The following is a 13,657-nucleotide window of genomic DNA, read 5'->3' as shown; positions in this document are numbered from 1 at the left end:
TCTTGCCGGTCATCGGCGCGAGACCGGCATCCATTTGCGGTTTATGAGAATCGTTATCCTATAAAGTTTATACAATATAAAATATATATTTGATAGCTTGAACCCTGTTCGGTAAACACACCAACGACAACGATACCCAACGCAACCGGCATTGCCCCGCCTGCCAGGCCGCAACGCCATGATGCCAAGGGACGGAACGGTATTTATCAGGGGGTTTTATGTCATGGTTCAATCGTATGTCTCTCTGGGGACGATACACGTTGCTGGTTTTAAGCCTGGCGACGGCGCATTTTCAGGCGGCAGCGGCAACAACGCCGCAACGAGGCGGCACGCTTACGCTGATATTATCCAGCGAACCGTCCACGCTGGTGTCGTTGGCCACGGTGGCGCAGCCGGCGATCGCCGTCAGCGGCAAAGTCAGCGAAGGGTTGCTGACCTACGACTACGATCTCAACCCGCTGCCGCAGCTGGCCACCTCCTGGGAGATCAGTCCCGACGGGAAAAAGTACACCTTTCATTTACGCGAAGGGGTGAAGTGGCATGACGGCCAGGATTTCACCTCGGCGGACGTCGCTTACTCCATCCAGTTACTGAAAAAAGTGCATCCGCGCGCCAGCAGCACTTTCGCCAACGTCGCGGACATCAAAACCCCCGATCCGCTAACCGCGGTATTCGAACTTTCCCATCCGGCCCCCTATTTGCTCAGGGCGTTCGCCGCCGGGGAAACCCCCATCATTCCCAAACATCTTTACGACAAGGCGGGCGCCGATCCGCTGAAAAGCGCCAATAACAACGCCCCCGTCGGCACCGGTCCGTACGTGTTCAGCGAATGGGTGCGCGGCAGCCATATCGTCTACAAACGGAATCCACACTACTGGGATAACCCGAAACCCTATATCGACCAGCTGATTGTGAAATTCTCGCCGGATGCGGTGGTGCGTTCGGTGGCGCTGGAAACGGGCGAGGCCGATATCGCCTACCGTACCCCGGTGGCGCTGAGCGATATCAAACGGCTGAAAGAAGCAGGCAAGCTGGGCTTTGAAACCAAAGGGAACAACTACTCTTACAGCGTGGCGGCGCTGCAATTCAATCTGGACGACTCATACTTTAAGGATCTCAAGGTACGGCAGGCGTTTTCACACGCGATAGATCGCGACGCCCTGCTGCGGGTGGCCTATTTCGGTCATGGCGTGGTCACCGCGTCCCCGATTGCGCCGGGGCTGAAAACCTTCCACGATCCGTCGCCGTCGCCTTATCCGTTCGATATCGACGCGGCCAATCGCCTGCTGGATGAAGCGGGCTACCCGCGCGGGGCGGACGGGGTGCGTTTTCGCATTACTCTCGACTACAACACCTATGACGATGCTTTCCGCCGCATCGCCGACTTTACCCGCTCGTCATTGGCGAAAATCGGCGTGGGGGTAACATTGCGCTCGGCGGATATTTCAACCCACACCAAACGGGTATATACCGATCGTGATTTCTCGTTGTCGATCAACATGTTCGCCAACCTGTACGACCCGACGGTAGGCGTGCAGCGGCTTTACTGGTCGAAAAACTTCCGCATCGGGCTGCCTTTCTCCAATGCCTCTCACTACCATAACCCGGAGGTGGACAGACTGCTGGAAGCGGCGCAGACCGAAAACGACCCGGCGACGCGCATCGCCCAATTTAAGCAATTTCAGCACATCGTCATGCGCGACGCGCCGGATATCAACCTGCTGTCGCCGCTGTTCATCACCATTTACAACCCGCGGGTGCACGATCACTCGCTGACGGCCGACGGTATCGAAGGGAATCTGTCCGGCGTGTGGGTGGAGCCGAAACGCTGAGAAACGCCGCCCGGATCGGCTTAGGGAACAAGGGCCGGTCCGGGCAGGATTAGAACCGGCTATTCGTTCAGCTCGCGCAGCGAGAAACGGGCGCCGTTGAGATGCTGCGATAACAGCGCCGCGCAGCGTTCGCCGTCCTGCTCGATAATCGCCCGCAGGATCTCGCCGTGCTCTTCGGCCACCACCTGCCAGTCGCCGCGGCGATGGTTTAGCTGGTTGCCTTTAAAGCGGGTGCGGTAAAGACGGGCATTGAGATTGGCGTGCACTTCCACCAGCGCCTCATTGTGCGAAGCGCGCACCAGCGCCAGATGAAAGGCCTGATTGGCGTGGAAATAGCGCAGCGATTCGCCGGCCTCGAACGCCGCCATCAGCGCCTGTTCATGCTGTTGCAGCACCTTGATATCGGCCGTCGTGGCGTGCTGCGCCGCCAGTCGTCCCGCCAGCTTTTCCATTTCGGTGTACACCACCAGCATGTTTTCCACTTCCCGCCCATCGAGCGACGCCACCACCACCCGTTTGTTGGGCTTCATATCCACCAAACGCTGGGCGGCGAGCATTTTCAGGGCCTCGCGCAGCGGCGTTTGGGAGATTTGCAAGGTTTCGCAAATCGACTGCACATTGATGGGATCCCCCGGTTTCAGGATGTCCTGAATAATCAGATCCCGCACATAGTCCGCCACCTGATCGGTAAGCGGCCGACGGTCCACGGTTGCCGCAGGAAGCGTGACTGCGCCCTCCCGCTGTGAGTCATTTATCTGTGCCATAGCGCCCTCAATGCGACCAGCATTCCCGTTTCCCGACGCCGTTGATCGCCGCCGGAAAAGCCACGCCGCATATGCAATAAATGGGAATGGATAGCTGATAAAGTTTATACAATATAAAATATATATTTGTTAATTTGACAGCAACTTAGCCAACGCCTGCTGGCTTGTCAACGTCAAAAAACAGAAGGAATTTCCCATGAGCAAGCCCGGCAACAAAAAACCGGTTTCTCTTTCATGGCTTAAACTGGCGGAAGCACCGTTAACGGGCGAAGTCCTGGAAATTATCGAGCGCACGGCGGCCAACGTCGGTCATCGCCGCAACACCCAGCTGATTCTGGCACATAATCCCCCCCTGCTGATAGCGCAGGATGCGCTCAGCAGGGCGTTGAATCAACCGCCAGAGAGCGGGCTGACGCCGCGGGAAAGGGAATTGATCGCGGTGGTGGTCAGCGTGGAGAATCGCTGCGCGCCCTGCGTATTCGCCCATACCGCGACGTTACGCCAAATCAGCGGCGACCCGGTGTGGGTCGGCCAGGTGGAGGTCAACTATCGCCATGCGCCGCTCACCGTCCGCGAACGGGCGCTGGCCGACTATGCCCGGCAAATCACCCAGGCTCCTCAGGATATCGAACCCGCCCATCTGGATGCATTACGCCAGGCGGGGCTGAGCGAACGCGATATTCTGGACGCCGCCGCCATCGCCAGCTATTTCAATTACAGCAACCGCCTGAATAGCGCGCTTGGCGTTAAGCCCAATACCGAAGCCTATCTGGACGCCCGCTGAGATGAGCGCGCCGTTCGACTCGCGCCTGGCTCAGCAATTCGCCGAGCAGAATATCCTGTCGCTCGACGCCCTGCGCCGTCGGCAGAGCATGAAATGGCAACACTACGCGCTCGACGTTCTGCCCGCCTGGGTGGCGGAAATGGATTTCGCTCCGGCCCCGGCCATTACCGATGTGCTGCGCCACTGGTATCAGGATCAGGATACGGGATACCCCTACCGGCAGCGCGGCCGCGCCGAACATGCGCTGGCCCGTTCCTTCAGCCGTTATACGCAGCGGGATTTCGCCTGGGAAACCGATGCGGAAAACGTCCTGGCGGTGAATGAACTGGTGCAGGCGGTTTACCTGCTGATACAGGCGTTCAGCCGGCCCGGCGACGGCATACTGTTGCAGACGCCAACCTACCCGCCCTTTTATCAGGCCGTCGAGGAAACCGGCCGCCGCCTGCAGGCCAGCCCGCTGGTGGATAACGGGCAGGGCTACGAAATCGATTTCGCCCATCTGGAACGGCAGATCGACGCCGACACGCGCATTCTGCTGCTGTGCAACCCGCATAACCCCACGGGGCGCGCCCTGCGCCGCGATGAGCTGGAAAAGCTGGCGGCCCTGGCGGAAGCCTATAATCTGCTGGTGATCGCCGATGAAATCCACGCCGACCTGGTGTTGCCGGGCCGGCGGCACATTCCGTTCGGTTCGCTGCGCCCGGCGCTGGCGGCCCGCACCGTGACCCTGAACTCCGCCAGCAAAAGCTTTAATATCGCCGGACTACGCTGCGGCCTGATGTACTTTGGCGACGGCGCGCTTAAACAACGCTTCACCCGGCAGATCCCCGCCAAAACGCTGGGCTACCCTTCCGGCGTCGGCATCGACGCCACCATGGCGGCCTGGGATCGCGGACAACCCTGGCTGACCGGGCTGCGCCACTATCTGTTTGAACGCCGCGAACAGGTGATCACCACGCTGCGGCAGGCGCTGCCCGCAGTACGGGTTCACGCGCCGCAGGCCACCTATTTCGCCTGGCTCGATCTCGGCGCGCTATCGCTGCCCGCGCCGGCGGGCGGGCACTATCTGCAACACGCCAGGCTGGCGCTCAGCGGCGGAGAAAACTTTATTCCGGGCGGAGAAACGTTCGTCAGGCTCAACTTCGCCACCTCGCAGCAGATTTTGCAGCAGATACTGGAATCGTTGATCAACGCATCGCCGCACTGATACCCGCACCAGAGAGATTACAATGAGTCATCATACCCGTCATACCAGCGCCTCCCCGGCCACCGTGGGGATCCTGATGGTAAAAACGCATTTCCGCCGTTACCTCGGCGATATCGGCAATGCGGATACCTGGTCCTTTCCGGTACGCTACCGCGTGGTGGAAGAAGCCATTCCCCAGCGGATGGGACACCTCCAGCAGCACGATCTGCTGGAGCCGTTTAAACGCGCCGCCCAATCGCTGATTGACGAGGGCGTTGACGGCCTGACCACCAGTTGCGGCTATCTCTCCTATTACCAACAGGAGCTGGCCGCCTGGTCGCCGGTGCCGATCGTCACCAGCAGCCTGCTGCAATACCCGCTGGTACAGCGATTATTGCCCGCGGGCAAGCAGCCGTTGATTCTGACGTTTGACGACAGCACGCTGCGGGGCGATTATCTGGCCAGGGTCGGTATCGATCCGCAGGCCGCCGTCGCCGGTATGCCGCCGGACTCGGAATTCGTCCGTTCCATCCGTTCGGGGGATGACGGCATGCCCTACGCGGTTTTGGAGCGCGAAGTATTGCGAGCCGCCGAGCAGGCGCTGGCGCGCTTTCCCGATAGCGGCGCGCTGGTGCTGGAGTGCACCAACCTGGCGCCGTTTAGCGCCTCGCTGCATGCGCATCTCGGCCTGCCGGTATTCGATACCGTAACATTGGTGAACTGGTTTCAGGCGGCGCTACGGCCCCGCCGCTACGACGGCGGTGAAAAATGGTGCCTGTAATCATACCGGGCGAGCGGACTATCCGCCGCTCGCCACAGGAATAACGGTCAGCTATGAGTCAGCGCTATGACGTTGTGGTTATCGGCGGCGGCATCGTAGGTCACGCCATCGCCTACGGCCTGAGCCAGAAAAAGATCAGCGTGGCCGTTTGCGACGGCGGCGACGGCGACTTCCGGGCGTCGCGCGGCAATTTCGGCCTGGTCTGGGTTCAGGGGAAAGGGTTGACCTGCCCGCCGTATAATGAATTGTCCCGCCTTGCCTCCGCGCAATGGCAGGATTTCGCCCACGGCCTGCAAGCGAAAACCGGCATCGACTGCGGTTTTCGCCGTCCCGGCGGTTTAAACATTTGTCTTACCCCTGATGCGCTGGCGCGGGCCGAACGGGCCATGCGGCAATTACAGCAGGGCAGCCCCCGCTTCAGCTATCAGGTCTGGAACGCGGCGACCTTGCGCCAGCGCGTCCCGGCCATTGCGCCGCGGGTGGCCGGCGCCATCTATTCGCCGCATGACGGCCACGCCAACCCGCTGCTGACGCTGCGCGCCTTGTCGCAGGCGTTTGTTCAGGCGGGCGGACGCTATTTCCCGGCCGCGCCGGTCAGCGAGATCCAGCGCGATGCCGCCGGCTTTATCCTTCACACCTCGCGCGGCGAATTGCGCGCCGCGCGGGTGGTGCTGGCCGCCGGGCTGGAGAATACCCGGCTGGGGGCGCAGGTGGGATTAACTATCCCGATAGAACCGGTGCGCGGACAGGTGATGGTCACCGAACGCCTGGCGCCGCTGATTGACTATCCCAGCAATATGCTGCGCCAGACCCAGGAAGGCACGGTAATGATCGGCGACTCCCATGAGCATGTGGGGCTGAACAGCGACACCCGGCCGGAGATCCTGCGCGGTATGGCGCAGCGGGCGCTGACGGCCTTTCCGGCGCTGGCCGACGCGCGCATCGTCCGCACCTGGGGCGCGCTGCGCATTATGACGCCCGACGGCCTGCCGGTTTACGATACCTCCGCCAGCCATCCCGGCGCGTTTGCCGTCACCTGCCACAGCGGCGTCACGCTGGCCGCGTTGCACAGCACTATCCTGCCGGGATGGATCCTCGGCGGGAAACTTGATCACCTTTTTGAGGCATTCAATGTCCAGCGATTTGCACTTTCACCCCTTGCCGTCGGCTAGCCCCCGCTCGGTCACCATCTGGGTTAACGGCAACGCCCTGCTGGCCAGCCCGGACTGGACCATCGCCGCGGCGCTGCTGGCCAACGGCTTTACCGCCTGCCGCACCACCGCCATTGACGACCAGCCGCGCGGTCCTTTCTGTATGATGGGCAGCTGTTTCGAATGCCGGGTCACGGTGGACGACGTGCCGCACGTTCAGGCCTGCATGACGCAGGTACGCGCCGGTATGCGCATCGCGTTTACGCACGGCGCAAGGGCGGTGCAATGAACGGCCGCGACAACGCCCACCATGACGCGCCAGGCAACGTCGTTGACCTGCTGATCGTCGGCGCCGGCCCCGCGGGGTTGAAAGCGGCGCAGGAAGCCAGCCAGGCCGGGCTTAGCGTCTGGCTGGCGGATGAAAACCCCCTGCCCGGCGGACAAATTTACCGTAACGTCACCCGCTCGCCCGTCAGCAACGCGGAGGCGATTTTCGGCGCCGAGTACGCCGCCGGCCGCCGGCTGGCCGCCGCGGCCTCTTCCCCGACTATTCGCTATCTGCCCAATACGCTGGTCTGGCAAATCACCCCGGAAAAACAGGCGTTCCTGCTGGAAAAAGGCGCCGTCACCCGCCACCATCAGATTCAGGCGCGCTTTATTTTGCTGGCCGTCGGCGCGCAGGAGCGCACCTTTCCGATGCCGGGCTGGACGCTGCCGGGCGCCATGACCGTGGGCGCGGCGCAGTTGCTGATGAAATCCGCCGGATTGCTGCCGCCGTCGCCCAGCGTGCTGGTGGGCAACGGCCCGCTGCTGTTGCTGTTCGCCGCCCAGGTGATACGCGCCGGAGGACAGATTCAGGCCATTCTGGACACCACCGCGCCCCGCCGCTACCTCAACGCGCTGCCGCTGCTGCCCGCCGCGCTGCGCCATACGCCCGGCTATCTGTATAAAGGCTGGCGCTTGCTGCGTGAAATAAAACGCGCCGGCATTCCCTATTTTTCCGGCGTCGATAATCTGGCGATTGAAGGCGATAAGCAGGTCAGCGCCGTGCGCTTCACCCAGCGGGGGAAAACGCGCCGGCTGGCGACCCCCGCGGTGCTGACTCATATTGGCGTCACGCCCGCCGTCCAACTGGCCAATGCGCTGGGTTGTCGCCTGCAGTGGGATAATCAGCAGCAGTACTGGTTTCCAGAACTGGATGAGTGGCAACGCGCCAGCCTGCCGGGGGTGTACATCGCCGGCGACGCCGGCGGCATCGTCGGCGCGGAGGCCTCAGAACTGAGCGGACATATCGCCGCGCTGGACATACTGCACGCCGCGGGCGTCATCACTCTTCAGGAGCGGGATAAAACGGCGGGCCCTTTGCAGGCGACGCTGCGCAACCAGCTGGCGATCCGGCCGTTTCTGGCCGCGCTCTACCCGGTGCCGCCGGCCGCTTACCAGCCGGAGGACAGCGTGACGATTTGCCGCTGCGAGCAGGTCAGCGCCGGCGAGATCCGCGCGGCGGCCAAAATAGGCTGCGGCGGCGCCAACCAGCTCAAGGCGTTTACCCGTTGCGGCATGGGCCCCTGCCAGGGGCGGATGTGCGGGCAGAACGCGGCGCGGCTGCTGGCCGACGCACAGGGAAGCGCGATGGCGGAAGTGGGCTATCAGCGCGCCCGCTTTCCCCTGAAACCCATCACCCTTGCCGAGCTGGCGCAGAGCGGCGAGGAGTGAACGCGTCCGCCGCCACGATACAGATCTGATTGAACCCGTCGATTTCACGCATATAGGCGATGCGCCGGCCGTCCGGTGAAAATACCACCGCATCGGCGCTGGGCGCCCGCTCGGTGCGGGCGGTCAGGCGCACCAACTCCCCGCTGGCGGCATCGCACAGCATAATGCTGTTATCGGCGACAAACGCCAGCGAACCGCCCCGCGGGTGCCAGTTAAACGCGGACTGCACGCCGAATTCAGCGCGGGTAACCTGCCGGGGCTCGCCGCCGTTGGGGGAGACGGTCCACAGTTGCGCCACGCCCGCGTCGTCCCGCATCAGAAAGGCGATTTCGCTGCCGTCCGGCGAGGCGCGCAGCCAATGACGCGGCTGATTCGCCACGCCGGGATAACGACGCCGATGGGTGAACGTCAGCCGCCGCTGCCGTACGCTAAAGGGCGGCGCCGGCATGGCGGTCGGCGTGCCCGCCAGCGGCTCATCGCCCTCTCGCGCATATTCATCCAGCCGTTCCGGCAGATCGACAATAAACGCTTCCGGCACCTTCTCGCCGGCGGACGACAGCGTATCGCCAATAAAAGCCAGCGCCCAGCGTTGCCGCGTTCCATCAGCTCGACGATAGCCAGCCGCGCCCACCCAGCCCTCTTCATAAGCGCGGTTAATATCGTCGCTGCCGGGCCGGGGATGCGGCGTGGTGCGGCTGACCAGCACGCAATAATGGCTGCCGTCATACTCGCGCGCATGCCGTTTGGCGACGGACACCGCCCGCAGCGGCACCGCCACCCCCACGTTGCGTAAATCCAGCGAGGGATCGCTCTCATGCAGCACATGATCGTTATAGGTAAAACTCAGTCGGCTGGCGTCCGGGCTGAACACGTGTACGTGCGAGCCGCCGCGCAGCGCCCCCGCCTGGTAGGGCGGCGTAATGGAGAACGCGTCCAGCGTCGTCGCCCGGTCGCGCCGGCCGTCGCTGACGATCGCTCCGCGCCGGTGATGGAAATCATATTGCCAGCGGTCGTCCGGGTTTTCCGGCCCGTGGATAAACGCATAGCGTAGCGGCTCCACCGGGCTACAGGTGGCGACGCCCACCTTCGCCCCATCCCCGGCCCGATAAATAACCTCGCTTTCCCGGGTATGGACGTTGATCCGCTCAATAGTCAAGCCAGTGAATGAAGATCCATAAGGACGAACATCATAGATCAACCAATTTCCGTCACATGACCAGACATTAATATTGGTAAGTTGGTGACCTTTAGCATTAAACGTTAGTTGCAATTCATTATCCAAAGCAATCACCATATTTATATAAAAAATGTCAGCACATTGTAAATAAAATTCAGGGTTATGTATAACTCATTGTTTTAATAAAATAAAAATAAATATATCGCATAAAATCTTATTCAAAAAAACAGAATAAGTGCATCAATAACATCCGTTTTCCAATTGATTATCATTGGCGTAACATCTTCTCTATCGAAAGGCGACGACCTTTCTCTTCATCACTCAGAACAGGATAAGACATTATGAAAAACGTAAAAACCATCGCCGCTGCCATCGTACTGGCTACCGTTTCTTTTGGCGCTTCCGCGGCTGAACATATCTCCGCCCAGCAGGCCCAACAGCATCAGAAACTGGGCGTTATCTCGGTAACGGGCGCCAAAGACCTTAGCTCTCTGCAATCGCAGCTGGCGGAAAAAGCGGAAAAAGCCGGGGCGCAAGCTTATACCATCACCTCCGCAACCGGTAATGACCTGCTGCGCGGTACGGCGGTAATCTACAACTAATAATAATGACCTGCATCATTATTACCCTCTTCCGGCTTGTCTCCTCATCAGGACAAGCCGGTTTTTTTATGGCGGGCGTCCTGCCCGCCCCCCTCCGGGCCGCCGCTAGCGGCGTTGAAAATCGCTCCCGACGATTTTTTATGGCGGGCGTCCTGCCCGCCCCCCTCCGGGCCGCCGCTAGCGGCGTTGAAAATCGCTCCCGGCGATTTTTTATGGCGGGCGTCCTGCGCGGCACTGGCATGCGGGGTCGCCCACCTCAGCGTAATTTCTTACGCCATGGGGTGAACGGCTTAAACAGTGAATTTGTATTTAATATCAGCAGGCTAAATATCAAGGCGGCGCATAAATCCGAGGGAGGATATTAGCAGGGATAGAGTGCCGGGGCTTCACGCCCTCAGCGCATACGCTGGATCACCTGCAGCAATTCGGCAATCGCTTCCTCGCCGCCATCTTCCAGCACGGCTTTGCGCACGCAGCCGTTGGTATGGTCGGCAAGCAATTGGTTCGCCACCGCGTTCAATGCGGAACGCGCGGCGGAAATCTGGTTGAGGATGTCGACGCAATAACGATCCTGCTCAATCATCTGCGCAATGCCGTTAACCTGGCCGTTAATGCGGCTCAGCCGGTTCAGCAGCGCCTTTTTACGCGGCTGGACGACCCGGCGCTCATCGTGAACGTCGACATTATTCGCCGCCTCGTCGGAGGCGGCGCAAAACTCGCACTTACGCGACGACGTCAAAGCCGAGACCTTCGACGGTGTCGCGGAAGACGTCCGGATTGGCTTTTTCTGTCTCATCGTACTCCACGTTGACCAGACCGGTTTCCAGCGTGACTTCCACACCCTGAACACCATTAAGCGCGCCTAACGCATTCTTGACCTTACTGGCGCAACCGCCGCAGGCCATCCCTTGGACGTTGATTGTAGCATAGGACATAAAGTACTCTCCATTTCGCATTGTACGGGCCGGGCTCAGTCGCGCCGCGTCGGCTTCCAGTAACGTAGCAACAGTGAATTGCTCAACACGGAAATCGAGCTGAGCGCCATAGCAGTACCGGCAATAACCGGATTGAGTAACGACAACGCCGCCAGAGGAATACCCAGCACGTTGTAGAAAAAAGCAAAAAACAGGTTCTGTTTGACCTTGCGCAGCGTGGCGCGCGACAGGCTGACGGCGTCAATCAGGCTGCTTAGCCGGTTGCTCATCAGCACCACGTCCGCCGTATCCAGGGCGATATCCGAACCGGCGCCGATGGCGAAGCCAATGTCCGCCGCCGCCAGCGCGGGCGAATCGTTGATTCCGTCCCCGACCATGCCGACGCAACGCCCGGTGGCCCGTATGCGCTCGATTTCCGCCGCCTTATGTTCCGGCAATACCTGGGCGACAAACCGCTGGATGCCCAGCTGCGCGGCAATAGCCGCGGCGACGCGCGGGTTGTCCCCCGTCAGCATCACCACCTCGATCCCCTGCGCCTGCAAGGCGCGCACCGCGTCGCGCGCGTCTTCCCGCAAGCGATCCTCCAGGCCGATATACCCCAGCAGCCGCAGGCCGATCGCCACGGCAATCACCGTTTTGCCCTGCGCTTCCAGCGCGGCGATGCGCTGATTATCGACGGCGACGCCCCGTTCGGCCAGAAATGCCGGCGAGCCCAGCAGCCACTCATCCTCTCCCGCTTCGGCTCTGACGCCCCGGCCGATAACGGCTTGAAAGGCGCTTACCTCCGCCGCCTCCACGCCCGCCGCGCGGGCATAATGCGCCAGCGCCCGCCCTAAAGGATGTTCCGAATGCTGCTCCAGAGAAAGCGCCACCTGGAGCAACGCCGACTCGGTTACCCCCTCTTGCGGCCGTACATCGCTCACCGACGGTTTTCCTTCGGTTACCGTCCCGGTTTTATCAACGACCAGAACCTGCAGGCGCTGTACCTGCTCCAGCGCATTGGCGTTGCGGAAAAGAATCCCCGAACGCGCGCCCTGCCCGGTCCCCACCATAATCGCCGTAGGCGTCGCCAGCCCCAGGGCGCAAGGACAGGCGATGACCAGCACGGCGACGGCGCTCACCAGGCTGGCGGCGAACTCGCCGCTGATAAGCCAGTGCGTCAGCCACGTCAGCAGCGCAATGCCGACCACCGTCGGCACAAACACCGCGGAAATCTTATCCGCCAGGCGCTGTACCGCCGCTTTCGAACCCTGGGCGTCCTCCACCATGCGAATAATGCGCGCAAGCGCCGTATTGCTCCCCACGCCGGTCGCCCTGACGCGCAGTACGCCGTTCTGATTCAGGGTCGCCGCATACACATCGGCGCCCGCGCCTTTGACCACCGGGACGCTCTCTCCGGTCAGCATGGATTCGTTCACCTCGGACAGTCCGTCAATGATCACTCCGTCCACCGGGATGCTCTCCCCCGGCCGCACCACAAAAACGTCATCGGTGCGCAGAGCGGCCACATCGCGATCCTCCAGCGCGCCGTTGATCTCTACGTGGGCGATGGGCGGCTGCAGATTCAATAGTCCTTCAATCGCCGCGCCGGTTTTCGCTTTCGCCCGCCCCTCCAGCAGCTTGCCCAGTAAAACCAGGGTGATAATCGCCGCGCTGGCCTCAAAATAGAGGTGGCCGTGAGCGTCGGTCAGCAGCGTAAACACGCTGAAAAGGTAGGCGACGCTGGTTCCCAGGGTGACCAGCACATCCATGTTCGACGAGCCGTTGCGCAACGCGCTCCAGGCCCGGCGATAGAAATGACGGCCGCTCCAGAACTGGACCGGCGTGGCCAGCAGCCATTGCAGCCAGCCGGGCAACATATGCCCCTGCCCCCAGAACATGGCCGCCATTTCAATCATCAACGGCAGCGTCAATGCGGCGGCGATCAGGAATTCTCGCCGTTCGCGGCGCCACGTCTTTTCACGCCGTTCGCGTTCGGCGCCGCGTCGCCCCTCATCAATCACCTGCGCCAGATAGCCGCCGCGTTCAATCAGACGCACTATCCGCTCCGGATTGATCAGGCCCGGAACGTAGCGCACCACGGCGCGTCCGCTGGCAAACCGCACCGTGGCGTTTACGCCCTCCAACGCATTAAGTTCAGCCTCGATACGTTGCGCGCAACTTTCGCCGCTCAGTCCGGTTAACTCCAGCGTCAGGTTTTGCTCCACCACCTCGAATCCCAGTTTCTGTATCGCCTCCACCACCTCATGCGAAGTGCTGGTTTCCGGTTGCAAACGGACTCTGGCGCGCTCGCTGGCGAAATTAACGTTGGCTTCCACGCCCTGCAGGCGGTTGAGGACGCGTTCGATGCGTGCGGCGCAGGCCGCGCAAGACATACCGCCTATCGGCAGATGAAAAGAGAGGGTCTCGCTCTTGTTGGTCATGGTGTTGTTATCCTTCGGCTCCCGGTAAAAAGACCGTCCTTTATCGGTCTCGTCGGCTGTCGATAAAATACCCCCGCAGCTAAAAATTTTATACCCCACAAGGGTATTTTTATCAAAATACTATATAACAAATTTAGATATGTTTTATTTTCAATAAGATAAATACTCTCATTACAAAATTGATAAAAATATATCCAAAAAAATCATTTTTAATACTGCGCCATCCTTTCTAGCATCAGATCGATTTTCATATACCCCCATGGGGTTTATTGCATAACAAAAATAGCAACCCTGTTCATACCAACC

At 60.8% G+C, this 13,657-nt stretch carries 13 protein-coding genes; 8 read left to right on the top strand and 5 right to left on the bottom strand.

Annotated elements, in window-relative coordinates; translation table 11 throughout:
• Positions 1–218 precede the first annotated feature (218 nt).
• Positions 219–1,832, top strand: coding sequence for an ABC transporter substrate-binding protein (locus DDT56_RS01000; RefSeq protein WP_136164647.1), 1,614 nt, complete (start codon positions 219–221; stop codon positions 1,830–1,832).
• A gap of 59 nt (positions 1,833–1,891) precedes the next feature.
• Here DDT56_RS01000 and DDT56_RS00995 read toward each other — a convergent pair whose 3' ends face one another.
• Positions 1,892–2,596 carry a GntR family transcriptional regulator gene (locus tag DDT56_RS00995; protein WP_136164646.1) on the bottom strand — a complete coding sequence of 235 codons (705 nt, stop codon included), beginning with the start codon at positions 2,594–2,596 and terminating at the stop codon, positions 1,892–1,894.
• 196 nt (positions 2,597–2,792) lie between these two features.
• On the opposite strand from DDT56_RS00995, the gene DDT56_RS00990 reads away from it, so the two are divergent.
• Genes DDT56_RS00990 through DDT56_RS00965 form a run of 6 tightly spaced genes read left to right on the top strand, consistent with a single transcriptional unit; the run spans position 2,793 to position 8,214 of the window.
• A complete protein-coding gene (locus DDT56_RS00990; RefSeq protein WP_136164645.1) occupies positions 2,793–3,380 on the top strand; it encodes a peroxidase-related enzyme in 588 nt (195 codons plus the stop codon).
• 1 nt (position 3,381) lies between these two features.
• The gene (locus tag DDT56_RS00985; RefSeq protein WP_136164644.1) at positions 3,382–4,587 is read left to right on the top strand and encodes a MalY/PatB family protein; all 1,206 of its coding nucleotides are present in this window, start codon (positions 3,382–3,384) and stop codon (positions 4,585–4,587) included.
• Positions 4,588–4,609: 22 nt separating this feature from the next.
• Positions 4,610–5,347 carry an aspartate/glutamate racemase family protein gene (locus DDT56_RS00980; protein ID WP_136164643.1) on the top strand — a complete coding sequence of 246 codons (738 nt, stop codon included), beginning with the start codon at positions 4,610–4,612 and terminating at the stop codon, positions 5,345–5,347.
• 53 nt (positions 5,348–5,400) lie between these two features.
• Positions 5,401–6,519, top strand: coding sequence for an NAD(P)/FAD-dependent oxidoreductase (locus DDT56_RS00975; protein ID WP_136164642.1), 1,119 nt, complete (start codon positions 5,401–5,403; stop codon positions 6,517–6,519).
• Positions 6,479–6,787 (top strand): (2Fe-2S)-binding protein, encoded by a 309-nt coding sequence (locus DDT56_RS00970; RefSeq protein WP_136164641.1) that lies wholly within the window; start codon positions 6,479–6,481, stop codon positions 6,785–6,787. Before DDT56_RS00975 ends, DDT56_RS00970 begins: the two co-directional genes overlap by 41 nt.
• A complete protein-coding gene (locus DDT56_RS00965; RefSeq protein WP_168197546.1) occupies positions 6,784–8,214 on the top strand; it encodes an FAD/NAD(P)-dependent oxidoreductase in 1,431 nt (476 codons plus the stop codon). The genes DDT56_RS00970 and DDT56_RS00965 overlap by 4 nt, the downstream gene beginning before the upstream one ends.
• Here DDT56_RS00965 and DDT56_RS00960 read toward each other — a convergent pair.
• Positions 8,177–9,508 carry a YidR family protein gene (locus DDT56_RS00960; RefSeq protein WP_417903679.1) on the bottom strand — a complete coding sequence of 444 codons (1,332 nt, stop codon included), beginning with the start codon at positions 9,506–9,508 and terminating at the stop codon, positions 8,177–8,179. The genes DDT56_RS00965 and DDT56_RS00960 overlap by 38 nt on opposite strands.
• A gap of 224 nt (positions 9,509–9,732) precedes the next feature.
• On the opposite strand from DDT56_RS00960, the gene bhsA reads away from it, so the two are divergent.
• Positions 9,733–9,993 carry a multiple stress resistance protein BhsA gene (gene bhsA, locus DDT56_RS00955; RefSeq protein ID WP_136164638.1) on the top strand — a complete coding sequence of 87 codons (261 nt, stop codon included), beginning with the start codon at positions 9,733–9,735 and terminating at the stop codon, positions 9,991–9,993.
• 394 nt (positions 9,994–10,387) lie between these two features.
• Here bhsA and DDT56_RS00950 read toward each other — a convergent pair whose 3' ends face one another.
• The 3 genes from DDT56_RS00950 to DDT56_RS00940 are packed head-to-tail and all read right to left on the bottom strand — an operon-like array spanning position 10,388 to position 13,351.
• On the bottom strand, positions 10,388–10,732 hold the full coding sequence (locus DDT56_RS00950; protein ID WP_246856693.1) for a metal-sensitive transcriptional regulator: 345 nt from the start codon (positions 10,730–10,732) through the stop codon (positions 10,388–10,390).
• The gene (locus DDT56_RS00945; RefSeq protein WP_009110817.1) at positions 10,716–10,928 is read right to left on the bottom strand and encodes a cation transporter; all 213 of its coding nucleotides are present in this window, start codon (positions 10,926–10,928) and stop codon (positions 10,716–10,718) included. The genes DDT56_RS00950 and DDT56_RS00945 overlap by 17 nt, the downstream gene beginning before the upstream one ends.
• Before the next feature lie 35 nt (positions 10,929–10,963).
• Positions 10,964–13,351, bottom strand: a complete 2,388-nt coding sequence (locus DDT56_RS00940) for a heavy metal translocating P-type ATPase (RefSeq protein WP_136164637.1) — start codon at positions 13,349–13,351, stop codon at positions 10,964–10,966.
• Positions 13,352–13,657: the final 306 nt, after the last annotated feature.

The sequence above is a fragment of the Brenneria corticis genome (assembly GCF_003115855.1).
GTDB lineage: Bacteria > Pseudomonadota > Gammaproteobacteria > Enterobacterales > Enterobacteriaceae > Brenneria > Brenneria corticis.
Note: the sequence above shows the minus strand (reverse complement) of the source record. Positions and strands in the feature narration are given on the sequence as shown.